We start from the raw sequence: 25,279 nt of genomic DNA on the forward strand, positions 1-25,279 counted from the left end.
CTTTTTAAAATATTTTTAAATATAATATTATATTATTATATTTAATAACTTTTTAATCTATTAATATTACAACATTAAATTATAATATTAAAAATTGTTTTTTTAAATAGCTATTACAACTTTTCAGGAATTGGTATATTTAAAATATGTAATGTCTTTTCTAAAATATTTTTAATAGCCATAATTATAATAATTTTCAAAAGTTTTTCTTCTTCATTATCCACTAAAACTTTCTCCTGAGTATAAAAGAAGTTAAACATTTGAGCTAGTTTTAAAGCATATCTTGACAATATATAAGGCTCATATATTTTAGAAGCTTCAAGCAAAATCTGCTCAAAGTTAAATATTTCTAAATATAAATTTTCATATTTTTCTTTAAAAACCTGGAAAAAATCTATTTTAAATAGTTTTTTAAGTCTATTTAAATCTATTTTTATATCCTTTACTTTTTCAATTATTGAGTTAATTCTTGTGACAGTATATTGTAAGTAAGCTGAAGTATCCCCTTCAAACGATAATACATTATTGAAATCAAAATCAATATCTTTTATCCTTGAATTTTTTAGAATAGAAAATGTTAAAGCTCCTGCTGTTAAAGCATCTGCTGTTTTTTCAGGATTTTCAGAAATATTTTTCTCTTTTGTTATTCTTAAAGCTTCATTATAAACTCTTTCATAAACATCCTTTAAAAATACAATTTTCCCTTTTCTGGTAGACATTTTCTCACCACGAAATCGCATTGTACCAAATGGGATATGAAATAATCTATCTTTGAATGGAAAATTTAATTTTTTAATAACTCCAAACACCTGTTTAAAATGTAAAGATTGAGTAACACCTGTAACATAAATAATTCGATCAAATTTAAATCTTTCCCACCTGTCTAATAATGCAGCAATATCTCTAACAGCATAAATAGTTGTTCCATCTCGTGTTTCAATTATACATGGAGGAATATCTTCATTATAAATATCATTAAGAAATACAACTTTTGCACCTTCTGATTCTTCTAAAATCCCATTTACTTTAATAATTTCTTTAACTCTTTGAATACTTTCATTATTGTATTTAGACTCCCCTTCAGTTAAATCAATTTGAATATTAAGTTTTTCATAATATTTGTTAAATTCTTTTAATGAGATATTTTTAAACTTTTCCCAGAGATTGTATATTTCAGGATCAAAACTTTCTAACTTTTTGAAATTTTCCTTTGCTTTTTTTAAAAGAGAAGGATCTTTTTCTTCTTCTTCATGGAATTTTACATATAATTTATAAAGATGATAAACTCCTTCATTTTGTAATTTTGCATTATCACCCCATAATTGAAAAGCTGTTATAACCTTTCCAAATTGAGTTCCCCAGTCTCCAATATAATTAATACCAATTACTTCTGAACCAAAGATTCTATACATCCTTTTAATAGATTCCCCAATAGTTGTGGAAATTAGATGACCAATACCAAAAGGTTTTGCAATATTTGGGGCAGAATAGTCCATTACCATCTTAAATCCTTTGTAAAATTGGCTTATTTTAAAATTATTATCATTATTTATATATTCTTCCAGCAAATTGATTAATATTTTTTCATTGTCAAACTTAAAGTTTAAAAATCCTGAGATATATGATACTTCTTTTAAATAAGAGTTTTCATCTTTTCCATTTTGAGAAAAGATATTTTTAGTAAATTCTTCATGTATCTCTTTGACAATATTAACAGGAGATTTCTTAAGTTTCTTAGCTAGGAAAAATACTGGAAAGGAAAGATTTCCATACTCTTTTTTTGATGGAATTTCTAAAGATGAGTAAATTAAATCAAAGGATAGATCAATATTATATAAATTTTTAATCGTTTTCAATAAAGTTGTTGATATTTCATCTTTTATTTTTACAATTGAAAACACAAAACCTCCCTATAAATTATTATATTGGATATAAATAAAATATTATTATCAAAAAATATCATTATTAACAAATTAAAGTATATTACTATATGAAGAACTTAATATATTTATAAAAAATCTCAAAGATATTTATTAGATTTTTCAATAACTTCAAAACACTTATCTAATGAATCGGTTTTAGCTATATTTTTTCCTACAATATCAAATCCTGTACCATGATCTGGTGATATTCTTAAAAATGGTAAACCAAAAGTAATATTAGTTCCTTTTCCTTCAGCTAATAATTTAAAAGGGATTAATCCTTGATCATGATAAAAAGCAATATAAATTGAATATTTTTTATTACTATATTGTGCAAAAGCTGTATCAGAAGGAATTGGACCTTCTATTATAATTCTATTATTATTCTTATTGTTGTTATCATTATTACCACTATTATTAGCATCGTTATTATTATTGAAATTATTATCTTTAACAAGATTAGTATAATCATCATCATAATTCTTATTAGTATTATTATTATAAATCTTTTTATTAACATTCCCAATATTAAATCTATCAATTAACATTTTTATCCATCTTTCTTCTTTTCCTATAATCCCTCCATCTGAAGCATGAGGATTTAAACTTAAAACACCTATCCCATTTTTAAAGTTCATTATTTTATAAAACAAAATTGCATTTTTTAAAGTTTTTGTAAAATTTCTAATGTTAATATATTTTTTTAACTTTAATAGTGGTATATGTGTAGTAACCAACATAACTGTTATTTTATCACTATACATAGTCATTGTATAATTTTTTACTTTAAAAAATTTAGCAATATATTCAGTATGTCCTATAAAACCAGGTTTAACAAGTGATATAGCTTTTTTATTAACAGGTAGAGTTAAAAGGGTAATATTTAATTTTGATAGATTTAAATTATTATTACCTTTTGAAATATTCTCATCAATATCTCTTTTTTTTAAAAGATTTTTTATAAATAATAAAGAAAGATAAAGATATCTTTCAGAAAAAAATCCATTTATATACCAAACTTTACCAATCTTTATAACATCAAAAAAATTGATTTTATTAGTATGATTTAAATCTTTTTTAATTTTTTTATTATCTTTATAAACTAAATTTTCCTGTTTAATATATTTTTTATAAGACATTAAATTAAATTTATTAACAGTAATTTTGCTCTTTTCATAGAAAGGATCATAAAGCAAAATGTTGTTTTGTTTGAATAAATTGAATAGATAGTTTATATTGTGAAGTTTTTCATATTCAATAATTAATTTTACATCAATATCAATTTTATATTGTTTAGAATAAAATTTAATTATATCAAAAGAACCAAAAATTAAAATTTTATCTTTTTTATGATTTATGTTTTTATTATTTTTTAAACTTTTAATTAATATCTCAGCTGAAATTCCTCCTGGGTCGCCAAGAGTAATAACTATTAAATTTTCTGTCGAGTTATTTAATAATAAGTCATCCATTTTTTATATAATTTTCATTAAATATATAATTTAAGATTGATACCTTTTTTCAATAATTTCTCTTTGATTTTTTTCCAACTCAGGACTGATAATGCATTTCCCTTCCAATACAACACCATTTTGAATAATTAGTTCAGGAGTTTTTATATCCCCTAAAATAGCTGAAGTAGGCATTAACATAACTCTAGTTTTTGCTTCAATATTACCAATAATAACACCTTCAACTACAATTGTATTAGCAATTATATTAGATCTAACTTTTCCAGTTCTACCGATAACTAAATGATCAACTACTAGTTCTTGCCCTTCATATTTTCCATCTATCCTTATATGACCTGAAAATTCTATATTACCTTTAAAAAATGATAATTCTCCTATAACTGCATCAAAGTCATCAATAATTTTTGCCATAAATTTCTCCCTCTTCCATTAAAAACAAAATTAGATTTTAGTCAACTTTTTAATCATTTCATGTATCCTTTTAAACTCATTATCTTTACTTCTTTTTTCAAATAATTCTAAATATTCTTTTGTTTTAGAATAATTTGAAATTTTAAAAAATGTTTTTACCAACATCTTTAAAGATTCTTTATCAAATTTAAAATATTTTTTATATAAATCTTCTAATTTGTAAATTTTATCTATATTTTTCGTATTTGCATAATAATACATTAAAAGAGGATAATAATACTTATAACCCGGATCACTTGAAATTGATTGCAATAATGTCTTTTTAAATTCCTCATTTTCAATAACAAAAATACTTTTTTTTAAAAAAATATATTTTAAATATGGAAATTTTATATTATAAAATGTATTAATCTTTTTAAAAAACGATTTTTTTATAAGTTTACTACTATTTAATAACAGATTAAAATCATATTTATATAGATTGTATTTACTCTTAATACTAATTAAATCATCTTTTTTGTAAAATCCATTAGCTATTTTTATTAATTTATAATAATCTTTATCAAATATATTAAATCTAACTTTTGTTTGCAAATAATACAATGTACCAAAACACTCAAAATACTTTATTTTATCAATTAATTTTTTTATAAAAGAAATATTATTAACAAAATAATCAGGTAATTTTATTAAATCCTTTAAATCTATTGATGTAGTATTTTCAATTTTTAAATTATATAATAAATTTATAAAAAGATAAAATTCATAAAACTTACTCAAAGTAATTTCATTTTTATCTGATTCTTTATCAATAATTTTATTATTTGAAAATTCTTCAATAAAAAAATCAAATTGCTCTGAGAAAAAAAAGTAATAAAGTTTAATTATTTTAGTTATATTTTTATCATCAGGATTCTCATTAATGATATTTTCAAAAAACTCAAATTCTTTTAAATAGAACAGCAACATTATACAATAAAATAATAATTTATAATTTTTTTTATTAAACAAAAAGTCATCTTTAAAACTATTTAAAATCACTTTTTTATAATAATCAATATTTTCAGAAACAAGCTTATTTTCTAAATTTTCTACTTTATATTGAAGATTAAATAAATCCATATTTAAGTAAAATTGTGAAAGTGCATTATTATTAAAAACACTATTGTCATTTTTTAAATTCATAATCTTCAATCCATATTTTAAACTATATATAATACTAGTTTATATATTATATTATCGGTAAATTAACTAAAAAAAATGGAGATGTATTCTAAAACACCTCCATTTTTTTTCATTATATATACAATATTTAATATAAACTAAATACAATATAAACTAACTTTGATTTTAAAAACTATTTATTAATAAAATGTATTTTTCAAATTAGAAAATTTTTTACTACCAGTTATCAACCATATCATCTTCATCTGAATTAGCTTCATTAAAAACATTAGCTTTAGCTGTTAATTCATCAAAATAAACATAATAAGTCCCATAAGATTCAGAAGGATTTGTTTCTACTAATAAACCGATAAATGTTAATCCTTCCATATCAGTATAATGATATTCATCCTGAACAATATCCGGAGGAACTATTGTTGTAAGTTTTTGCCATCCTAAAAAATTTAATTGAGCTACTTTAATATGGATTTGTCTAGCATAATAATCTAAAACCATGTAGTACAAAGTATGAGAAAAATTTCTACCAACAACCCAGATAGACATAGATTTTGTAATACCAGGCATTTTTATTGGTCTAGGAGGTTTTACAATAAACCTATCATCCCCTCTTTTGTTAAATTCAACCTTAACACCCAATACATATTTATTTTCAATTCCAGTAACAGGATCTTTATCTGGTAAAGCAGCTGGCTTACCCAATCTTTTCATAAGATAAATATTTCCCTGATCAAGAGGCATCTGTCCTACCCATGATTCTGCATCTTCAAATTTAGTAACTGTAATATCAGTAATAAGTTCGCCTTGCTGATAATCAGGATTTTGCTGTTGAGTACTTTTTTGTTGAGCAACAACCTGAAAAACAGACAAGAAAAAGATTATTACTAACAAAATTGTTATTATTAACCCTTTTTTCATAAATTTACCCTCATTGTATTATTATTTATTTTACCTATTTTTTTTAAGCTTTTTATTTTATTGACCATTTTTATTTTCACTCTGCCAATATTCATCTGGATGATTAGCTAAATCATCACCATCAAATGTTTCATTTGTAATATCAGTTAGAACTGTAAAATGATCAAAATATACATAAAAATTCTCAAGAGGCGCTCCTGGTAATGACCAGATAGTAAATCTTTCAAATTTTAATCTTTTAATTCTTGGTACAGTTTGTTGAGTTTGAGGAATATAATCAGGTACATCAATTCTATGTACTTTCCATCCCAGGTAATTTAATCTACCCACTGGTAAAGTATGTGTTATTCCTTTATAATCTGTTATTTGCATTTCCATATCATAGGAAAAATTAGCTCCCCATACCCAGATATAAAAAGCTTTAGCAATTCCAGGAACTTTTATCCCATTTTCAGGAAATATTTTAAGAAAATTGTATCCCATTTTATAATATGATGTTCTAACACCAAGGCAATATTTATTATTAGGATCTCCTTTTTTTCCAAATAATGCAGTTGGCCAATCATTTATCAATGGTTTAACCTGAGGAAATCCTTTTTTTGTAAATTTTGATCCAACAGCCTGCCAATTTTTATCATTAGTCTCAAAATTTTCTAACACCTGAGACACTATTAACTCGTTCTTCCCTTGTTGAGCTATAACCTGATTTTTAATTGGTATAAGCAAAACAAAGAGCAAAATAATAACGATTATTATTTTAGATATCTTCATTTATTTGCTCCTTTCTAAAAATATAAATATTAAACAAGAGTTAATTTTTTCTTTTTATCGGATAAATTAATCAAGTCTTTTATATAATTTTTACTAATTTATTAAATTTGTCAACAAATAATATAATAGGTTTGAAATTTTTCAATTCTTTTTCTTCAAAAAAACTATATGAAACAATTATAATTTTATCACCAATCTGTACATTTCTTGCAGCAGCACCATTTAATCCAATTATTCCGGAGCCTCTATCACCCTTAATTACATAAGTTTCAAATCTTGCTCCATTATTAATATTATATATCCATACAGCTTCATTCTCTTTTAAATTTGCCTTTTCCATAAGTTCTTCATCTATTTTGATAGAACCTTCATAATTTAGGTCCGATTCTGTAACAGTTGCTCTATGTATTTTAGATTTCATTAATTTTCTGTACATCTTCTTCTCCAGTATAATATTACTGATTATACTAAAATTTAAAAAATATTTTAAATTAAGTCAATCTATATATTTCTTAATATTTAAAATTTTTATAAATTCTTTTTAATATATTTTCTAATTTTTATTATTTTATATGTTATTATTTTTTTTATTTTTTGGTTCTCTTTCATAATGTATGGATATTCATACTAAATCTCATAAAATTTGTAATATTTTTAATTTAAGATAATCATTATCTTTATAAAAATATCCTATCTTTTTATCTTTTTTGCAAAACTTTTTAAATATTTATATACACTTAATAATACAATATTCAACCAGCTTAATAGCATCTTTAAAGCTTCTTTGTTTGATAACTTTTGGCCTTTCGCTATCTATAAAAACTACTAAATATTTATGTGCCTTTTTATATGATACTGAAATTATTTTTTTTAAACTTTTTATATCCACTCATTTTGAAATTGAACCTTTTTTTTATTTTTTTAATAATTTTTTATTTTTTTAATAATTTTATTTCTATTAATTTAGCATCAATATTCCAGGGAGATTTTTTTTTAACTACACATACTTTTGCTTTTACCATTTTATCTTTAAATTTATTTAATTTCATTTTTTTAAAAAAATCAATATTTAACAAATTATAAGAAATTCTTGATTTTGATTCAGGATTAACAATAATAATATATTCATTATCATAAATTTTAAAAAGTCCTGTAATAATCTTTACATTATTACAATTATTTTTGTTTATATTTTTTGTACAACTAAAATTTAATGTTAAAAACAAAATTGATATAAATAGTAAAAGAATAAATAATTTAAATAGTTTTTTATTTTTCATTAATCCTCCAAAAAAATTATAATCAATTATTTTCTTTTTTCAACTTCATTATAAAATATACAATTAATAAATAACCATATATAACATCTTTAAGATGAAAAACTAGAATACATAAAATCAAAAAGTTCATTATATATAAATAAGTTTATAAAATAAAATTATATGTTATTTTTCACTTGTGATTGAGATAAAAATAACCAGAGAAATAAAAACTAAAAGATTAGATAAATTTTTAATCTCCTATTTTAATAATACTTCTAAAAACTTTATATATAAACTAATAAGAAAAAAAATAATTAAAGTAAACAATAAAAAATGTGATTTTAAAATTAACCTCAAAGAGGGTGACGCCATACAAATTTATTTAAGTGATTCAACTTTAGAAAAGATAAAAGGAAACAATAAAGAATTAGATAGAAATTATGGGAAAAATATTTTTCTTTCAATAGCATATGAAGATAAAAATATTCTAATTGTAAACAAACCAAGAGGAGTAATTGTACATTCAGATAATTCTGAAAAATTCTGGATACTCCAAAATTTTGTAATTCAATATTTAATAGAAATAGGGGAATATAATCCTAAAATACACAATTTCATGCCTTCACCTGTTCATAGAATTGATAGAAATACTGAAGGGTTAGTTATTTTTGCCAAAACTTTCGAATCACATAAATTTTTATCATACTTATTTAAATCTAAATTAATAAAAAAATATTATTTAACAATTGCACATGGAAATATAAAAAAAAGAAAAACAGTAACATTAAATCTTTTAAAAGATGAACATAATAATAGAGTAATAATTTCTCAAAGTGGGAAGAAAGCTACTACAATTATAAATCCATTAATGCAAAATAACAAATATACACTGCTTGAAGCTCAAATATTAACAGGAGTTACTCATCAAATCAGAAAATCATTACTTGAAATAGGAAATCCAATTATTGGAGATATAAAATATGGGAACAAAGAGATAAATAAATTTTTTAAAGAAAAGTATAAATTATCAAACCATTTATTAGCTGCTTATAAAATTGTATTTCCATCAATTGAAGAATCTTCATTTAAATATTTAAGTGAAAAAACCTTCTATTATCATTTATCCCCTTTATTTATTAAAATATCAAATGATCTTTTTAAAAATAAATTTAAAATAGAATCACTTTATAAAAACTAAAAAAATCATATAGGATATAAATTTTTAAAATAAAAAATTATTTAATAAAATTTTACAATAAAAATAATGTAACATTAAAAAAAATATTTGACAAAAATGAAAAATAGTATTATTTAGATATTGCCAACGGGAAGTAGCGCAGATGGAAGCGCACTTGATTTGGGATCAAGGGGTCGGGAGTTCGAGCCTCCCCTTCCCGAAATGCACCTGTAGCTCAGTCGGATAGAGCATCGGATTTCTAATCCGAGTGTCGCAGGTTCGAGTCCTGCCAGGTGCGATTTTTTTTTATCAAAATGTATAAATGCATTTAATTTAATAAAAAATCTTTTAAAATTAATGTGGTGGATGTAGTTCAAAGGTAGAGCACCTGACTGTGGCTCAGGTTGTTGTGGGTTCGAGTCCCATCATCCACCCATTATTATATTTTTATTTGATATGCGCCCGTAGCTCAACTGGATAGAGCGCTGGACTTCGAATCCATAGGTCGCAGGTTCAAATCCTGCCGGGCGTGAATAAAAAGAAATGAGGGCCGTTAGCTCAGTTGGTAGAGCAACTGACTCTTAATCAGTAGGTCAAAGGTTCGAATCCTTTACGGCCCATTTTGATATTATATTAAAAAAATATTTAATGGAACTAAACCTTGAACATAGCATTGTTAATTGGAAATGATATTAATAATATCAATTATAATAATAATTCAATTACCTGGGATAGTTTATTAAAAGAAATTAATAAAATATGTGAAAACAATGTTAGAATCTCAAAAGAAAAACCATTTCCTTTAATTTATGAAGAAATGTACTTAAAATGTATAAAAAATAATGGTATAAAAGAAAGTAAATTAAAATCTGATATTGCGGAAATTGTTAAAAAAATAAAGCCTAATGAAATACATAAAAAACTAATTAATTTAGAAATTGAAAATTATATTACAACTAATTATGATTATGCTTTAGAAAAGGTATTAAAACCAAAGGATATTGATAAAATAAAAAATTATGGATCTGAAACTAAATACAACATTTTTAGACATACTGTTATAGAAAACATAGAAAATGAAAAAAAAAGATCTATAGAAAAAAAGAAGTTTTGGCACATACATGGAGAATGTAATGTGCCTAATAGTATTACATTAGGCTTTGAATTTTATGGTGGTCAAATACAACATTTTAGAAACTATATAGTTAATGGAACAAAATATAAAAATAAGGAAATAGATAATAATCCTCTACATAAAAGAATTAAAAATAACAAAAATAACATAAAAAAGCAATCATGGATTGACTTAATGTATGTTGATGAAATACATATTTTGGGATTGGGTCTTGGCTTTGAAGAAATAGATTTATGGTGGCTTTTAACAGATAGAGCAAGATTTTTAAATGAAAAAAATAAAAATATTAAAAAAAATAAAATCATATATTATAGCCCAAGAAAATATAAAGATAAAAACAAAGAAAAAGAAGAAATTATGCAAGCTTATGATATTGAAATTGTATATATTGAAGAAAAGAATAAACTTAAATATTATGAAAATATAATTGAAAAAATAGAAAATGTTTTAAAATAATATTAATCTTAATTTAAAATAAATAGATAAAATTGCGAGTGTGGTGGAATTGGCAGACACGCTAGACTTAGGATCTAGTGCGCTTTGCGCGTGTGGGTTCAAGTCCCTCCACTCGCATTTTTTTATATTATTTTTAAAAAAACAGTTAAATTAGAATTAATAAATTTAAATTAATTATTAATTAAACTTCTGCTATAACAGAAATTTCCACTAAACCATTTTTAGGTAATTTTGATACTTCCACAGCTACTCTGGCTGGGTAATCTTTAGTGAAAAAACTTTCATAAACTTTGTTTATTGCAGCATAATCATTTAAATCCTTTAAGTATATTGTTGCTTTAACAATTTTTTCCATAGAAGAACCGGAAGATTCTAAAATATTTTTAATATTATTTAAAGCTTGCTTTGCTTGCATATCTGCTTTATCAGATACAAATTCAGAAGTTTCTGGATCAATACCAAGTTGTCCTGATACAAAAATTAAATCCCCTGTTTTTATAGCCTGAGAATAAGGTCCAATAGCTTTGGGAGCTTTTTTTGTTGATACAACTTCTTTCATGATTTTCTCCTTTTCATATTTGTAATTATTTTTATATTTTTTTATAATATTTATCTTAATTTTTCAATCTTACTTTCAATAAATTTAATTTAAACATTATTGTTAATACTATCTTTAAATCTTTTATTTTATAAATTTTTTTATTATTTTTTTTACTATACTTCAACTTTTAATTTTGAAACTTTCTCTTTTCCTATATTAATAATTTAAATTTTTATGTCAAATTATCACTTTAAAAGTATTATAAATAAATCAAAAATATAGTTGTTGAATAAATGATCTTATGTATTATTATAAAATAGTAATGATAATTATTATAGGACATGTTAATACTGATCTTGATTGTCTTGGTTCAATAACATTAGCCAAATACATATATCCAGACTCAGTTGTTATAAAAAGTAGATTAATTAGTCCTTCTGCAAAAAAATTATTTAATTTATACGACCACTTTTTTAACTTTATTAAACTTAAAGACATAAATATTGAAAATATTGATAAGATAGTTATTGTAGATACTAGAAACATAGAAAGAATTAAAGAATTTAAAAATTTAATTTTATCTTTTAAAGGGGAAATTGATATCTGGGATCATCACCTTAAAGAAAAAACTACTATACCATATACAAATTTATACAGTATGCAAACTGGTTCAAATACCACACAACTTGGTCTTGAACTAATCAAAAGAAATATAAAAATTTCAAAAGAGGATGCTACTATTGCTTTAGCTGGTATTTATGCTGATACAGGTAATTTTTCTCATCCTTCTACTACTAAAGAAGATTTTTATGTAGCATCGTATCTTTTACAAAATAATGCTTCAATAAATATAATTTCAAAACTTAATACTGCATTTCAAAATATTACTCAAAAATCATTATTTCACAAAATAATGAATAATTTGTCATATAGAATTTACCATGGTCATTTTATAATTATCTCATATTATGAACTTGAAAAACAAAATGGGGGATTAGCAAATATTATTGAAAAAATTCATGAAATAGAAAATCCAGACGCAACTTTTGGTATTTTTTATTTAAAAAAAGAAAATAATACTTTATTGATTGCCAGAAGTCAAAAAGAAACTATTGATCTACAAAAAATTATGTTTGAATTTGGTGGGGGTGGACATACACTTGCTGCCTCTGCTTATATAAAAAAAACCAATGGAATAAGAGTTAGAAAAAAACTTGAAAAAATACTGGAACAAAAAATACTACCTGCTATTACTGCAAAAGATATAATGGTTAAAAATCCTGATTGCATTTCAATAAACTGGACTTTAAAAAAAGCATCAATGTTTTTAGAACAGGTTAATCATACAGGAGCACCGGTTTTAGATGACAAAGAAAATCTTGTAGGTTTTTTAACATTGAGAGATATTATGAAAGGAAGAAAAGCTAATCAGATGAATGCCCCAGTATCAGCTTATATGAGAAAGAAAGTCATAAGCGCATCAGCTGATATTACAATAAGAACAATTGAAAGAATCTTCTATTTAAATAATATTGGTCATTTACCAATAGTTGAAAATGAAAAAGTTATTGGTATTATTACAAGATCAGATTTAATTAAATATTTTGAAAAAAAAGACAAAGAAACAGAAACTATAAAGCAGAATACTGCTTCTTTGAAAGAAGATACATAACAAAAAGTAATTAGAAAATATATTGATTATAAAAAAAGAGTTACCCAAAAATTGAGTAACTCCTTTTGAAAGATTTAATTTTTATAAACGCTTATAATTTCTATAAATATTAATTTATTAAATAAAATATAAATTTATCAAATAAAATCAATTTTATTTTATTCCTAAAGAAATTTTTATTTTATCAACAATATATTCCTCAGGAGCTGCTCCTTCCTGAAACTCTTTTTCATTAATTACTGTTCTTGGAACTCCCATAACATTATATTTATTTCCAAGTTGTGGAAACTCAGATACTTCAATCATATTAGAAATTACATGTTCAGAAACATATGCCATTTGATGCCCTAAAAATACAGCTGTAGGACAATATGGACATGAAGGTGTTACAAAAATTTTTAATTCCACATCTTTGTCAAGAGATTCTAAAAATTTTACTGTTTCTGGTTTTAAATGATGTTTCCCAGTTGAAAGCATATTTATTGTTTCAATTACTGTACTAAATTCATAACCAGCAGGTATCCCATAAAACCTGATACCATAATCATTACCATCTTCATCTAAAAAAACAGAAACTGGTACTCTTTCCTCTAGTTTGTATTTTTCAACAAGATCTTTCTTTTCAGTTAAATTATAGATTTCTAATTCTAATTTATCAGAAATTGCAACCATATCCTGATACAATTCTCTTGTATCCTTACAATAAGGACATTCCATTACTGCTGAATCAAAAAGCACAATTTTTACCTTTTTTTCTAAATTTTTAAAAATGTCCTGTAATTGTTTTTTTACATTGTCATCTAATAAACTCATTTTTCCTCCTATAAAAATCAATATTAAATATCAAAAAATCTGCTAATTTATATAAACGAGGTAAAACCTCAAATCATTGCTTTCAGGCAACGGAATAATCTTTATTTAACAATATATCATTTGATTTTACTGGATCATATTCACAACCATTTTTTAATAATGTCCATACCAATTTACTTAACTTTCTTGAAGTTGCTATTATTGCTTTTCCACTTCCTTTTATTTTTTTCATATTTCTATAAGATTTCATATATCTATTTTCTCTTTCTCTTTTTACCCTTATCATACCCATTGTCATCTGTACAAATGCTGTTCTCAATTCTTGTGAACCTCTTTTAGTTATATTCCCATATCTTTCTTTGTCTGCTGAATTTTGTACCCATGGTACCAATCCACAATAAGAAGAAAGCTTTTTATATGAACTAAATTTATTTATGTCATCTATGTAAGCCCTTAAAGTAATTGAAGTTATCAATCCACATCCTGGTATTGTCCTTAGTATTCTTACTGCTTCATCTTTTTCTGTCATCTTTGAAAGCTCTTTCTCTATTTCTGATATTAAACTTTCTATACTATTTATTGTTTTTATTATCCCTGATACTATACTTTTTTTTATTGGGTCCGATATTTGTTCTATAATTTTTACCCTTCCTGTTTTTGTGTTAAGCTGTCCATTCTTTGTTCCTATACCCATTTCTAACATTATTCCATGTATTTGATTCTTTAAACTTACATTGGTCTTTTTTAATACTGACCTATGCTTTAATAAATCTCTTAAATTTTTACTATCTTCTTTACATAAATTTACTTCTGGTATCATATCTTTTGATAAAAATTCTGCTAATGTCCTTGCATCATGTTTATCTGTTTTGTTTATTGATTCATTTATTACTTTAAACTTTAAGGTATTTACTACATGTACTTTAAATCCATAATTTTCCATTTCTCTTTTGAAATATCTTGTATTTCCTGTAGATTCTACTGCTATTTCAATTTCTTCTGGTTGGGATAATTTCTTTAACAATCTTACAAATTCCATATATCCTTCTTTTTTTGTAGAAAATTTCCAATTAATATCTGCAATCCTTTGTTCTAAATTTTTTATACATACCGTCATTTGATGCTTGTGTAAATCAACTCCAACTGATAGTTTCATCTGCCTCCTCCAATTATTTTTTTTTAATTGAAAGCAGATTCTTTACGATATTTATTACAGAGAATAATCCATTCTCCTATTCAATCTGGATTGTTAAAATCCGATTATTATGTTGATTCGGCTGTAGGCTCTTCATTCTCCTAAACGGTCTTTTTGACCAAATTAAATGTCGAACCTAAGCCTATCTGCTTTCAGGTTTATTTTCGTTGCCTGAAAGCAGTTTCTTTATCCCCTGCTATTGATTTTTATCACATCTCCTAAAAATTCTTGTATTTTTTATTTTTATTTTTTTCTTTATATATAATGAAATTAAACTGCTTCTTTATTAAAATTATGTTCCATAACATATTTAAATGCAGAAACAGCAGCTTTTGCACCCTCGCCTGCAGAAATTATAATCTGTTTTTCAGGAACTATTGTTATATCACCTGCAGCAAAACAACCTTCTACTGAAGTTTTACAAGAACAATCTACAATTATTTCTCCCCATTTATTTAAAGCAACAAAATCTTTCACAAACTCTGAATTTGGAGTAAGCCCTACCTCTATAAAAACTCCATCTATTCTCATCTCTTTTTCCTGGCCATTTACATCCAATATTACAGACTCAACTTTTTCTTTTCCATTTATTCTTTTTAATTTTGTTTTATATATGATTTCAATATTTTTATATTGAAGTAATTTATCAACCAGAATTTTATCTGCTCTAAATACATCTCTTCTCAATACAAGATAAACCTTCTTAGCATGTTTAGCAACTTCAATAGCTCCTTCTACTGCAGTATTTCCACCACCTACAACAATGACTTCTTTATCTTTAAATAAAGGAGCATCACAGGTAGCACAATATGCAACACCATGTCCTGTTAATCTATCTTCACCTTCTACACCAAGTTTTTTATATCTTTTCCCTGCAGCAATTATAACTGTTTTACTTTTATAAATTTTCTTTGAAGTAGTATGAATTTTAAATATATCTTTTTCTTTCTCTATTTTTGTAACATAAACTTTATCTTCAAAAGCCAGTGGAAATTGCTTAACCTGTTCGAAAAATTTGTTAACCAATTCCTGCCCAGATATCATCATAAAACCCATATAATTTTCAATATCTGATGTATCAAGAACCTGCCCTCCAACATCAAAAGTTATTAAAGCTGTATCCATCCCTTTTCTTAAAGCATAAACAGCAGCTGTTAATCCACCCGGACCACCACCTATAATTAATGTTTCATAAATATGGTTCTCATCCATAGATTTTAATTTATTATTTTGTGGCATTGACGCCATTGCAAAATTTAATTTAAGATCCATATTCTACCTCTTATTTTAATATTATTATTTTCATAATTTTAAATGAAAAAATTATGCAAATATTTTTAAATAAAATTTTTATATTCAATTTTTAAACAGTATTTTTAAATTCTATTTTCGAGTAATATTAAAATAATAAAATTTGTTTTCTAAGTCAATTTTTTTCTATATCAAATTATTTTAAATTAATATATATATTTGTATTAATATAATTATATGTTAAACTATTTTGTAATCAACCATAACTAAGGACTTTTCTATTTTTTATAAACCTTTCAAAACATATAATAAAATGAAATATTTTTTTCTACTTTTATTAATAATATTATTAATATTACCTAATTATTTAAAAGCTTCAAATAATTTAAAATCATTTATTAACAATTTTTTTGACTATGAAAATATAAAAAAATTAAAATCAATTAAAACACAATACTTAATTACCAGCGGAAATAAAAACTCAATTGAAAATATTTCTTATACAATAGACAATTCTTCAGAAAAAAAATTTATAACTATTCATGAAAACGCAAATGGTACTTTATGCACTTCTTATTATCTAACCAATTTTTCATATAATCTCATTGAGGGATACACTAAAACAAAATATATTTCTAAAATTGAAAACACTAAATATGAAGAAACTTATATATATAAAGATAACTTTGTTTATTATTCAACTATTAAGAAAAATAATAAAACCGAGTTGGAACAATTTTCAGCAGATACAATAAGATTGCTTGAACTATTAACTTTTGCAAAACTTGAAAATTTAAAAGTCATAAAAGCTTCAGGTTTTATTGTTCCAGGGAATAAAAAGGTACCATTTATATTTAAGTTTATAAAAGAAGAAGCAATTACTATCAACGGCAAAAAATACAATTGCTTGTTATATTATGGTGAAATAGATGGTATTTTAAATAAACCAGCAAAACTTATTTTTGGAGATATCAAAATATGGCTTTTAAAAGAATTTCCTCATATAAGAATTAAAGCTGAATATTATAAAAAAATATTTAACATTATCGATTTTGACATTAAATATTTCGATCATGACTTATTTTCAAAAAATAGCTAAACATTAAATTATTTTTTAAATATCTTGATATTGATTTTAACAATTTTTCTATTAAACTACAGTTGAAAACAAAACAATTAAATTTTACATTAGAATTATGAAAAAAAAATTATTTATCTTACTTTTATTTACTTTATTTATAGTATCAATAATTAAAGCAACAACAAAGCAAGATAACTTTGTAAAACAGGTAATTGATTATAATAATATAAAGCTCATAAAAAAAATTGAAACAAAATATATTATACAGGGATCATCTAAAAGTGCTATTGAAACTATAAATTATTATATAAATCCTGAAGAAAAAAATAATTTTATAGATATAATTGAAAATGCTAAAGGTACATTTTGCGATTCATTCTATGAATCATCTTTTACTTATAATTTGTTAAATGGATTTACAAAAACAACTTATTATTCAGAACCAGAAAATAGAAACTACAAAGAGTTTTATAACTATAAAAATAATTTATTAATTTACAAAGAAGAATATAAAAACAAAAATAAAACATATAATTTAGACAAATTTTCAGCTGATTCAATAAGATTAATGGAACTATTGACATTTTCTAAACTTGAAAAACTGGAAAAAATTGAAGCAACTGGTTTTATTGTCCCTGGAGCATTTAAAATCCCATTTATATTTAAATTCATAAAAGAAGAAACTTTAACAATAAATAATAAATCATATGATTGTTTACTTTTCTCTGGTGAAATCAATGGCATTTTAAATGCACCTGCAAAACTTCTTTTTGGGTCTTCTAAAATCTGGGTTTTAAAAAAATTTCCTCATATTAGAGTTAAAGCAGACTATTTTAACAAAACTTTTACTTTGCTTGACTATAATATTCACTATAAATAATTATTTAGAATAATTTTTTATTTTAATTAATTAAACTCTATAATAGTAATAATTTGAAAATAATATAATTTGAACTATATTAAGTTAAGAAAATCATTTTAAATAAAGAGGGTTATTATGAAAAAAACATGTATGTATTTACTTGACAATTATTCATCTGCTCCTGAAAATTTTGTTCAAGGACGACCTAAAGTACATAATCCATTTTGTAAATTGCAAAAAAACAATAAACAAATGGCTATTACAATTGCAATGGCTGCAAAAAAATTTTATAAATCTGGACATTTCCCATCAAATGGTGAGTGTCATTTCCATAAAAACAATCAATATGAAAAATGTCCATATTACAAACAACTGGAAACTGAAGAAAAAAAAATAAAAAAATAAGCTGGCTTTTTTAGCCAGCTTATTTAATTTTAATTTCAAGTTTTTTAGGCTGTTTTTCCTCTTTTTTAGGAATTATTATTTCTAAAACACCATCTTTAAAAGAAGCTTCTGCTTTCTCCATTTTTACATATTCGGGTAAAGCAATAGTTCTTTCAAATTCACCATAGAATCTTTCTTTTCTATAATAATGTCTTTTTTTATCTTTTTCTTCTTTCTTTTCTTCTTTTTTCCCTTTAACTTTCAAGTAACCATCATTAATTTCAAGTTCAACATTATCTTTAGTTAAACCTGGAAGATCAATATTAATATATACATTTTTGTCATCTTCTGAAATATCAGTTGTTGGAAATATAAGTTTTGAATCACTTTCATAATCAGTATCAAAAAACCTATCTATTTCATTTCTTAAATTTTCCAACTCTTTGAATGGGTTCCATAAATATAATTCTTTTTTAGCCATAAGCCACCTCCTTTATTTTTTTATTATTTTTTTATTTTATTTTTCACTTTTTAATTAAGCAATTTTTATGCCAAATTGTGTAGATTTAAAATTTATAAAAATAAATATAAATTCAAATTTATTTCTTTCTAATATAAAAGAAATCTAATGTCTATGCAAGGCAACATCAGCATGTTTGGTCTATAATTGCTTTCTAATATAGAAAGAAATCTAATACTGAATAGATAATTTAAAAAAAATAAAGTTAAATTATTAAATTACATATAAAATAACAGGATAGTGAATTTCTATATCAGTAGAATGTATATATATTATACACAGACAGAATTAATATTTAATAATGCTAGTCAAATGGATTAAAATCTGAATTTTTATTGATAAAAAGTATTGTGAATTTAGGATAACAAAAAACATAATGTATCAACATTGTACATTAGTATTATTATTATACACCTTATTCTTAAAGAAAATATAACCTTTAAAAATATTAACTGTTTTTATAAAATAAAATTTGAACTAAAAAAATCCAGCTTAAACTAAAAATTAATCTTCATATAAAGATACATAATTAAATTTTTCAACATCTACAAGGCCTTTATCAGTTATTTTTAAATAAGGGATTACAGGTAAAGCAAGAAATGAAAGTGTCATCAAAGGATTTACTACTTTTGTATTTAATTTTTTAAAAAGTTCTTCAACTTTTTTTAATCTATTATTTACAAAATCAACATCTTTATCACTCATTAATCCACCAATTGGTAAAGGAAGATCAACAATTACTTTATCTCCTTCAGTTATAACAATACCTCCACCTACTTTATTTAAATGTTTTGCAGCTTTAAATATGGATTTATCATCAACTCCAACTATAATCAAATTGTGAGAATCATGGCTAATAGTTGAACCAATAGCGCCTTTTTTTAATCCTATACCATGAATGAAGCCCTTTCCTATATTACCAGAACCGAAATGTCTTTCTATAACAAATATTTTTAAATAATCCTTTTCAATATCTGATTCTAAAAATCCATTTTCTGATTTAACATAATCTACCAATTGTTCAGTAATTAATGAGCCTTTGTTAGCTTTAATAATTTTAACTTTTTTACCAATATCCTTTATTTTAAAATCTTTTTCTTCAAGCCATTTTATATTAACTGTATCTCGAATTTGAATTTTGCTTCTCTCAATCTTTTCTACCATATCACCATTTTCAGCAATCAGTTCCCCTTTGATAAAAACTTTATCAACACCAAATCTATTCAAGTCATTTAATACAACTAAATCTCCAAAATAACCTGGTGCAATAGCTCCTGCTCGTTTAATCCTGAAATATGTTGCAGGATTTATAGTTGCAAGTTGAATTGCAGTTATTGGGTCCACACCCTTTTCAACTAATCTTTTCAAAATATAGTTTATATGCCCCTGCTCTTTTAATTCATTTGGATGTTTATCATCAGTACATACCATTAATCTGTTTTTATTCTTATCCTTTATAATAGGATACAATGCATTAAGGTCTTTAGCTGTACTACCTTCTCTTATCATAATGTACATCCCTTTAGTTAATTTCTCTTCTGCTTCTTCTAAAGTAGTACACTCATGGTCTGAAGATATACCTGCTAATATATATGCTGAAAGCTCTTTGCCTCTCACCATAGGTGCATGTCCATCAATAACCATATCTGAAAATAAAGCCAATTTATCCATTACCTGAGGGTCCTTATTAATAACCCCTGGAAAATTCATTACTTCAGCAAGTCCCTTTACTCTATCAAATTTTTTAAACTGATACATATCAGAAGCAAATAAACTTGCACCAGAAGTATCAAGGTTTGTAGCAGGAACACATGAAGAAATCATAAAATACACATTTAAAGGGATATTTTCAGAATCATTTAACATAAATTTAATACCATCATATCCCAGCACATTAGCTATTTCGTGAGGATCAGTAACTACAGATGTTGTACCATGTGGAATTACAACATTTGCATATTCCCTGGGTGTAAGCATTGATGATTCAATATGTACATGAGAATCAAAAAAACCAGGTGCAACATATTTCCCTTGAAGATCTATATACTTTTTACCTTTTAAAGAATCATTGACACCAACAATAATTCCATCATAAATAGCTATCTCTCCTTCAATGATCCTGCTTGAAAAAACATCAATAATTTTTGCATTTTTTAAAACAAGATCACACTCTATTCTACCTAAGGATGCATCAATTATTTTACCTAAATTCATAATAAATCCTTCCTTCATTTATTTTTTCTATTAAGTATAAATAATTATAACCATATAATCTACTAACTAAGATATTTTTTAATAATTATTTATTATTTTTTTTTATTAAATTATTTATTATTAAAGTATTTATCTAATTTTCTAATATAATTTGCAATAAATTTTTAATAAATATAAAATTATTTTTGCATAAAAAATTAAATTGTACAAATTTTAGCATCATAAATTATTATAATTTATCCTATAATGAGGAACATCTTTTTCATAAATAATTGATTGTATTTCTGCTGCAATTGATAGAGCAATTTCAGCTGCACTATTCCCACCAATTTTAATCCCTATTGGAGAATAAAGATTTTCAAGATTAACATTTTTGATCTCTTTTTTAAGATTGCTTACAAGTTCTTTCACTTTTTCTTTAGATCCAATCATACCAACATATCTTAAATTGGTATAATTTCTATAAATATTTAATAATATATCATAATCAAATTGATGTCCATGAGTTAATATAATTACAAAAGAACCTTGCTCTATATTTAAATTTTTAATTTTGTTTTCAAGGTCTTTAGTATAATTCATAAACAATTTTTCATTATAAGAATCTTCTTTAAGTTCTTCAAGCACCGATTTTCTATCATCAATAACAACAACAAAAAAACCAAGAATTTTTAAAAGATGAGCAATTTTACTACCTACATGCCCTGCACCAAAAATGTAAACTTTTCTTTCTGGAGCAAACACCTCATAGTAAAGTGTAATTTTACCTCCACATAATGCAAATTCATTAGATCCTTCTTTATCAAGGTTAAAGCTTTCCAACATTGTTTTTTTATTATATTTATCAAATTCTTTTATTAATTTCTTAGCATTATTAATTGCAGTAGCTTCAGTTCCACCACCACCTACTGTACCAAAAATTCTTCCTTTTTCATTTACTAACATTTTAAAACCTGGTTTTCCTGGAGAGCTCCCATCTGCTTCCACAACAGTAACAAGTACAATTTTTTCCCCTTCTTTTAATTTATCTTCAAGTATCTTTAAATAATTCAACATATTCATTCCTTTTACATATTATATTTAAGTAATATACTATAATTTACATAATAGATTATAATTTTAGGCAATATATTATAATTTATGTATATATTGTATATTAACTATTTTAATATTTTTTTGGCTATATTAGTTTTAACACATCTATATCCAAAACTTACATAATAACTTATATAATAACTAAAAAATTTATTTAAAAGTGATTAGATAAATTGTTAAAAAAAATATCTCTTTTCAATTTAAAATAAAACATAAAAAAATAATATAAAATATAAATATCAATAAATATAAATAATAAAAAATACAAAAAACCTACAAAATAATAAAAATAAAAATTAAATTAAGCTTAATAACAATAAATAAAAACAAAACAAAAAAAAGATTAATAAAAAAAGGGACTGTAAAATACAATCCCCATAAAATAATTAATTATATTAATCCAACTTCTTTATTAAATTCTTCAATTAAATTATCAATCTTTGGTGTTAATGATTGAACTTTTTTCCAATAATTTTTATAATCATACCATTGTGCATTTAGTTCTTCTAAATCTTTTCCCTGTTGTTCTATCCAGGTATAATATTTTAAATTATGTATTCTTTTTTTATCATAATGAGATAATTCCTGCATGTAATCTATTGATAAAGACTGTAAAGATTTATAGAATATTTTTGAAGCATCCATTTCAGTAAATTTACCATATTTTTCATGCATCTCTTTAAGTCGTGATTGGTAAAGTTCCATAGAATCTGTAAGTATTGTAAATACAATATCTTTTGAATCAAGCTCATAGTATTTTGCAAATTTTATTGCTCCAATTAAATTACCTACACCAGAAATTCCCAATAAATCCAATTTGTTTACAAAGTCTTCTTTTATACCCTGTTTAACAAGATAGTTTTTACCTGCTTCTTCATTAAATAATCTTATTAAATCCATTGTATCATTATCATCTATATCAATAACCATATCAGTATTTCTAACATTATGAATAAAAGGTACATGCTTATCACCAATACCCTCAATTCTATGTCCACCAAAACCATTTATTAATAAGGTTGGGCATTGCAATGCTTCTCCAGCAGCAATTTTCATATCAGGATATAATTGTTTTAAATAATCTCCTGCTGCAATTGTACCAGATGATCCTGTTGAGGAGAAATATCCAACTAGACGTGAATCAGGGGCTTTAATTTCGTTAAATACCTCTTCAATTGCAGAGCCTGTTAATTCATAGTGCCATAAATAATTTCCAAATTGATCAAATTGATTGAAAATTACAATATCATCTCCTCTTTCAGCAGCAAGTTCGTTACATTTATCAAAAATTTCTTTAACATTACTTTCACAACCAGGTGTTGCTATTACTTCACCTGCAACTTTAGCAAGCCAATCAAATCTTTCTTTACTCATCTCTTCAGGCAAAATTGCTATACTTTCACAAGCTAATAATGCAGCATCATAAGCTCCTCCTCTACAATAATTTCCAGTAGAAGGCCAAACAGCTTTTTGTTTTGTTGAATCAAAGTGGCCTGTTATTAAATATGGAACAAGACATCCAAAAGTTGCACCAACTTTATGTGCTCCTGTTGGAAACCATTTTCCAACCAATGCTACAATTCTAGCATCAACACCTGTTAACTCTTTTGGAAATTCAATAAAATTAACCTTGCCATAACCACCACCAAATTCAACAGGTTCATTTTTCCAGGTAATTCTAAATAAATTTCTTGAATTTATATCCCACAATCCAATATTTTTTAATTCATCCTTTATCTTTTGTGGGACAAGTTCGGGATTTTTCATCTGTTTAAATGTTGGGATTATTATATCCCTCTCTCTACATCTTTTAATATTGTTTTCTCTTTGTTTTTCCAATATGGATAAATCAATTGCTGGTTTCACAACTTTCTCCTTTTTTTTATATTTAAGTTTTCCCCACAAAACTTATATTTTATTAATCTAATTAATTATTTTAAATTTCTCTTAACTACTTAAAAACTCTTTTAATAAAGAAAAACCAACTCGTAATGCAGTTTCTTTTCTATAAGAGGCTGTAGACCTCTGATCATCAATTGGAGTTATTATAGAACTATAAATTGAAGAAAAAGTAGAAAAATCTATATCGTTAATAGGATTTTTCTTACTATTTATATTACTTTCATTATTACCAAAAATAATATTTTTTAATTCTTTTTCTTTTTCAATATCTCTTATAACTGTTGGGCCAACTGCACCAAAAGAAATCCTTAAATCTGCTTCCTCTTTATTTCCTAAAAAAGCTACTGAAACTTTAGATAATGTTTGTGCTTTTCTTGAACCAATTTTAACAAATTTTTGAAACTTAAAGTCTTTTTTTCTAATCTTAATATATGTCAAAAGTTTCTTATTATCCAGTAAATTTTTCCCAGGACCCATAATAAATTCAGAAATCGGAACTTCTTTCTGGCTATCTATACTTTGAATAATTAAAATAGCATCAAGACAGTATAAAGCTGGTAAAGTATCCCCTGCAGGAGAAGAATTGCATATGTTTCCGCCTATAGTTGCAAGATTTCTAATCCCTGGAGCAGCAATTACCTTTATTGCTTGTTTTAAAATATCTGGAATATTATAAAATTTTAACAAATCACTATAAACAGTAGCTGCTCCTATATATAACCAGTTGTCTTTTTCAAAAACCTGAGTAATTTCTGGAATTTTTGAAATAAACAAAAATGGTTTTTCAACATTAAAAGGTTTTCCTTTTCCTTGTCTGGTTTTTACAGATAAATCTGTTCCCCCTGCAAATATAGTTAAATCTTTTTCGTGTAACAGTTCAAGAGCTTCTTTTAATGATGTTGGTTTATAAGTTCTATCCATAAAATCATCCTATTCAAAAAATTTAAAATTAATATCTAAATTACTTAATACCCAATTATTTAATTTTAATAATACATAAAGATAATTTATTTTAATTAAGTTATTTAAATAAATAAATTCTT

At 24.3% G+C, this 25,279-nt stretch carries 23 protein-coding genes and 6 tRNA genes; 12 read left to right on the forward strand and 17 right to left on the reverse strand.

Annotated features, from left to right (window positions below; genetic code table 11):
- Positions 1 to 113: 113 nt before the first annotated feature.
- The 8 genes from argS to ACZ5EC_RS07675 all read right to left on the reverse strand — a co-directional run bounded on the left by argS (position 114) and on the right by ACZ5EC_RS07675 (position 7,956).
- On the reverse strand, positions 114 to 1,901 hold the full coding sequence (gene argS / locus ACZ5EC_RS07640; protein WP_464301893.1) for an arginine--tRNA ligase: 1,788 nt from the start codon (positions 1,899 to 1,901) through the stop codon (positions 114 to 116).
- Positions 1,902 to 2,020: 119 nt separating this feature from the next.
- A complete protein-coding gene (locus tag ACZ5EC_RS07645; protein WP_464301894.1) occupies positions 2,021 to 3,394 on the reverse strand; it encodes a 4-hydroxythreonine-4-phosphate dehydrogenase PdxA in 1,374 nt (457 codons plus the stop codon).
- Positions 3,395 to 3,424: 30 nt separating this feature from the next.
- A complete protein-coding gene (locus tag ACZ5EC_RS07650; RefSeq protein ID WP_464301895.1) occupies positions 3,425 to 3,805 on the reverse strand; it encodes a bactofilin family protein in 381 nt (126 codons plus the stop codon).
- Positions 3,806 to 3,835: 30 nt separating this feature from the next.
- Entirely contained in the window at positions 3,836 to 4,990 is a 1,155-nt protein-coding gene (locus tag ACZ5EC_RS07655; RefSeq protein WP_464301896.1) for a hypothetical protein, read from the reverse strand.
- A gap of 216 nt (positions 4,991 to 5,206) precedes the next feature.
- A complete protein-coding gene (locus ACZ5EC_RS07660; protein WP_464301897.1) occupies positions 5,207 to 5,905 on the reverse strand; it encodes a flagellar filament outer layer protein FlaA in 699 nt (232 codons plus the stop codon).
- 57 nt (positions 5,906 to 5,962) lie between these two features.
- Positions 5,963 to 6,676 (reverse strand): flagellar filament outer layer protein FlaA, encoded by a 714-nt coding sequence (locus ACZ5EC_RS07665; protein ID WP_464301898.1) that lies wholly within the window; start codon positions 6,674 to 6,676, stop codon positions 5,963 to 5,965.
- 79 nt (positions 6,677 to 6,755) lie between these two features.
- A complete protein-coding gene (gene panD / locus ACZ5EC_RS07670) occupies positions 6,756 to 7,112 on the reverse strand; it encodes an aspartate 1-decarboxylase (RefSeq protein ID WP_464301899.1) in 357 nt (118 codons plus the stop codon).
- Between the two features lie 496 nt (positions 7,113 to 7,608).
- Positions 7,609 to 7,956, reverse strand: coding sequence for a hypothetical protein (locus ACZ5EC_RS07675; RefSeq protein ID WP_464301900.1), 348 nt, complete (start codon positions 7,954 to 7,956; stop codon positions 7,609 to 7,611).
- 178 nt (positions 7,957 to 8,134) lie between these two features.
- Here ACZ5EC_RS07675 and ACZ5EC_RS07680 point away from each other — a divergent pair, with 178 nt between their 5' ends.
- From ACZ5EC_RS07680 to ACZ5EC_RS07715, 8 genes are all read left to right on the forward strand, one after another.
- Complete coding sequence (locus tag ACZ5EC_RS07680) at positions 8,135 to 9,136, forward strand: RluA family pseudouridine synthase (protein WP_464301901.1); 1,002 nt, start codon at positions 8,135 to 8,137, stop codon at positions 9,134 to 9,136.
- Positions 9,137 to 9,263: 127 nt separating this feature from the next.
- Positions 9,264 to 9,336: transfer RNA gene (locus tag ACZ5EC_RS07685), tRNA-Pro, on the forward strand.
- A gap of 3 nt (positions 9,337 to 9,339) precedes the next feature.
- Positions 9,340 to 9,413: transfer RNA gene (locus tag ACZ5EC_RS07690), tRNA-Arg, on the forward strand.
- 64 nt (positions 9,414 to 9,477) lie between these two features.
- Positions 9,478 to 9,549, forward strand: a tRNA-His gene (locus tag ACZ5EC_RS07695).
- A 24-nt stretch (positions 9,550 to 9,573) separates the two neighbouring features.
- Positions 9,574 to 9,647: transfer RNA gene (locus ACZ5EC_RS07700), tRNA-Arg, on the forward strand.
- Positions 9,648 to 9,662: 15 nt separating this feature from the next.
- A tRNA-Lys gene (locus ACZ5EC_RS07705) sits at positions 9,663 to 9,735 on the forward strand.
- A gap of 41 nt (positions 9,736 to 9,776) precedes the next feature.
- Positions 9,777 to 10,706 (forward strand): SIR2 family protein, encoded by a 930-nt coding sequence (locus ACZ5EC_RS07710; protein WP_464301902.1) that lies wholly within the window; start codon positions 9,777 to 9,779, stop codon positions 10,704 to 10,706.
- Positions 10,707 to 10,740: 34 nt separating this feature from the next.
- A tRNA-Leu gene (locus tag ACZ5EC_RS07715) sits at positions 10,741 to 10,823 on the forward strand.
- A 64-nt stretch (positions 10,824 to 10,887) separates the two neighbouring features.
- On the opposite strand, the gene ACZ5EC_RS07720 is transcribed toward ACZ5EC_RS07715, so the two are convergent.
- Positions 10,888 to 11,265, reverse strand: coding sequence for a RidA family protein (locus ACZ5EC_RS07720; RefSeq protein WP_464301903.1), 378 nt, complete (start codon positions 11,263 to 11,265; stop codon positions 10,888 to 10,890).
- Between the two features lie 283 nt (positions 11,266 to 11,548).
- Between ACZ5EC_RS07720 and ACZ5EC_RS07725 the strand changes: the two genes are divergently transcribed.
- Positions 11,549 to 12,919 (forward strand): CBS domain-containing protein, encoded by a 1,371-nt coding sequence (locus tag ACZ5EC_RS07725; protein ID WP_464301904.1) that lies wholly within the window; start codon positions 11,549 to 11,551, stop codon positions 12,917 to 12,919.
- Between the two features lie 153 nt (positions 12,920 to 13,072).
- On the opposite strand, the gene pdo is transcribed toward ACZ5EC_RS07725, so the two are convergent.
- The 3 genes from pdo to ACZ5EC_RS07740 all read right to left on the reverse strand — a co-directional run bounded on the left by pdo (position 13,073) and on the right by ACZ5EC_RS07740 (position 16,199).
- Positions 13,073 to 13,732, reverse strand: a complete 660-nt coding sequence (gene pdo, locus ACZ5EC_RS07730) for a protein disulfide oxidoreductase (protein WP_464301905.1) — start codon at positions 13,730 to 13,732, stop codon at positions 13,073 to 13,075.
- Positions 13,733 to 13,814: 82 nt separating this feature from the next.
- Positions 13,815 to 14,888: an IS110 family RNA-guided transposase gene (locus ACZ5EC_RS07735; RefSeq protein ID WP_464301764.1), complete on the reverse strand. Its 1,074-nt coding sequence runs from the start codon at positions 14,886 to 14,888 to the stop codon at positions 13,815 to 13,817.
- 309 nt (positions 14,889 to 15,197) lie between these two features.
- A complete protein-coding gene (locus ACZ5EC_RS07740; protein ID WP_464301906.1) occupies positions 15,198 to 16,199 on the reverse strand; it encodes an NAD(P)/FAD-dependent oxidoreductase in 1,002 nt (333 codons plus the stop codon).
- Between the two features lie 292 nt (positions 16,200 to 16,491).
- Between ACZ5EC_RS07740 and ACZ5EC_RS07745 the strand changes: the two genes are divergently transcribed.
- The 3 genes from ACZ5EC_RS07745 to ACZ5EC_RS07755 all read left to right on the forward strand — a co-directional run bounded on the left by ACZ5EC_RS07745 (position 16,492) and on the right by ACZ5EC_RS07755 (position 18,526).
- Positions 16,492 to 17,277 (forward strand): hypothetical protein, encoded by a 786-nt coding sequence (locus tag ACZ5EC_RS07745; RefSeq protein ID WP_464301907.1) that lies wholly within the window; start codon positions 16,492 to 16,494, stop codon positions 17,275 to 17,277.
- A gap of 97 nt (positions 17,278 to 17,374) precedes the next feature.
- Entirely contained in the window at positions 17,375 to 18,139 is a 765-nt protein-coding gene (locus ACZ5EC_RS07750; protein WP_464301908.1) for a hypothetical protein, read from the forward strand.
- 117 nt (positions 18,140 to 18,256) lie between these two features.
- Positions 18,257 to 18,526 (forward strand): hypothetical protein, encoded by a 270-nt coding sequence (locus ACZ5EC_RS07755; protein WP_464301909.1) that lies wholly within the window; start codon positions 18,257 to 18,259, stop codon positions 18,524 to 18,526.
- A gap of 19 nt (positions 18,527 to 18,545) precedes the next feature.
- Here ACZ5EC_RS07755 and ACZ5EC_RS07760 read toward each other — a convergent pair whose 3' ends face one another.
- The 5 genes from ACZ5EC_RS07760 to ACZ5EC_RS07780 form a co-directional block, all read right to left on the reverse strand.
- On the reverse strand, positions 18,546 to 18,986 hold the full coding sequence (locus ACZ5EC_RS07760) for an Hsp20/alpha crystallin family protein (protein ID WP_464301910.1): 441 nt from the start codon (positions 18,984 to 18,986) through the stop codon (positions 18,546 to 18,548).
- 543 nt (positions 18,987 to 19,529) lie between these two features.
- On the reverse strand, positions 19,530 to 21,239 hold the full coding sequence (gene ade, locus ACZ5EC_RS07765; RefSeq protein ID WP_464301911.1) for an adenine deaminase: 1,710 nt from the start codon (positions 21,237 to 21,239) through the stop codon (positions 19,530 to 19,532).
- A 219-nt stretch (positions 21,240 to 21,458) separates the two neighbouring features.
- Positions 21,459 to 22,295 carry an XdhC family protein gene (locus ACZ5EC_RS07770; RefSeq protein ID WP_464301912.1) on the reverse strand — a complete coding sequence of 279 codons (837 nt, stop codon included), beginning with the start codon at positions 22,293 to 22,295 and terminating at the stop codon, positions 21,459 to 21,461.
- A 429-nt stretch (positions 22,296 to 22,724) separates the two neighbouring features.
- Positions 22,725 to 24,200 carry a pyridoxal-phosphate dependent enzyme gene (locus ACZ5EC_RS07775; protein ID WP_464301913.1) on the reverse strand — a complete coding sequence of 492 codons (1,476 nt, stop codon included), beginning with the start codon at positions 24,198 to 24,200 and terminating at the stop codon, positions 22,725 to 22,727.
- 81 nt (positions 24,201 to 24,281) lie between these two features.
- On the reverse strand, positions 24,282 to 25,157 hold the full coding sequence (locus tag ACZ5EC_RS07780) for an FAD binding domain-containing protein (RefSeq protein ID WP_464301914.1): 876 nt from the start codon (positions 25,155 to 25,157) through the stop codon (positions 24,282 to 24,284).
- Positions 25,158 to 25,279: the final 122 nt, after the last annotated feature.

This window comes from Exilispira thermophila (assembly GCF_055389015.1).

What these genes read in the sequence shown, in the direction of transcription:
- ACZ5EC_RS07645 (WP_464301894.1), bottom strand. Translation starts at nt 3,394, where the DNA reads ATGGATGACTTATTATTAAATAACTCGACAGAAAATTTAATAGTTATT.
- ACZ5EC_RS07650 (WP_464301895.1), bottom strand. Translation starts at nt 3,805, where the DNA reads ATGGCAAAAATTATTGATGACTTTGATGCAGTTATAGGAGAATTATCA.
- ACZ5EC_RS07655 (WP_464301896.1), bottom strand. Translation starts at nt 4,990, where the DNA reads ATGAATTTAAAAAATGACAATAGTGTTTTTAATAATAATGCACTTTCA.
- ACZ5EC_RS07660 (WP_464301897.1), bottom strand. Translation starts at nt 5,905, where the DNA reads ATGAAAAAAGGGTTAATAATAACAATTTTGTTAGTAATAATCTTTTTC.
- ACZ5EC_RS07665 (WP_464301898.1), bottom strand. Translation starts at nt 6,676, where the DNA reads ATGAAGATATCTAAAATAATAATCGTTATTATTTTGCTCTTTGTTTTG.
- panD (WP_464301899.1), bottom strand. Translation starts at nt 7,112, where the DNA reads ATGTACAGAAAATTAATGAAATCTAAAATACATAGAGCAACTGTTACA.
- ACZ5EC_RS07675 (WP_464301900.1), bottom strand. Translation starts at nt 7,956, where the DNA reads ATGAAAAATAAAAAACTATTTAAATTATTTATTCTTTTACTATTTATA.
- ACZ5EC_RS07720 (WP_464301903.1), bottom strand. Translation starts at nt 11,265, where the DNA reads ATGAAAGAAGTTGTATCAACAAAAAAAGCTCCCAAAGCTATTGGACCT.
- ACZ5EC_RS07725 (WP_464301904.1), top strand. Translation starts at nt 11,549, where the DNA reads ATGTATTATTATAAAATAGTAATGATAATTATTATAGGACATGTTAAT.
- pdo (WP_464301905.1), bottom strand. Translation starts at nt 13,732, where the DNA reads ATGAGTTTATTAGATGACAATGTAAAAAAACAATTACAGGACATTTTT.
- ACZ5EC_RS07735 (WP_464301764.1), bottom strand. Translation starts at nt 14,888, where the DNA reads ATGAAACTATCAGTTGGAGTTGATTTACACAAGCATCAAATGACGGTA.
- ACZ5EC_RS07740 (WP_464301906.1), bottom strand. Translation starts at nt 16,199, where the DNA reads ATGGATCTTAAATTAAATTTTGCAATGGCGTCAATGCCACAAAATAAT.
- ACZ5EC_RS07745 (WP_464301907.1), top strand. Translation starts at nt 16,492, where the DNA reads ATGAAATATTTTTTTCTACTTTTATTAATAATATTATTAATATTACCT.
- ACZ5EC_RS07750 (WP_464301908.1), top strand. Translation starts at nt 17,375, where the DNA reads ATGAAAAAAAAATTATTTATCTTACTTTTATTTACTTTATTTATAGTA.
- ACZ5EC_RS07755 (WP_464301909.1), top strand. Translation starts at nt 18,257, where the DNA reads ATGAAAAAAACATGTATGTATTTACTTGACAATTATTCATCTGCTCCT.
- ACZ5EC_RS07760 (WP_464301910.1), bottom strand. Translation starts at nt 18,986, where the DNA reads ATGGCTAAAAAAGAATTATATTTATGGAACCCATTCAAAGAGTTGGAA.
- ade (WP_464301911.1), bottom strand. Translation starts at nt 21,239, where the DNA reads ATGAATTTAGGTAAAATAATTGATGCATCCTTAGGTAGAATAGAGTGT.
- ACZ5EC_RS07770 (WP_464301912.1), bottom strand. Translation starts at nt 22,295, where the DNA reads ATGTTGAATTATTTAAAGATACTTGAAGATAAATTAAAAGAAGGGGAA.
- ACZ5EC_RS07780 (WP_464301914.1), bottom strand. Translation starts at nt 25,157, where the DNA reads ATGGATAGAACTTATAAACCAACATCATTAAAAGAAGCTCTTGAACTG.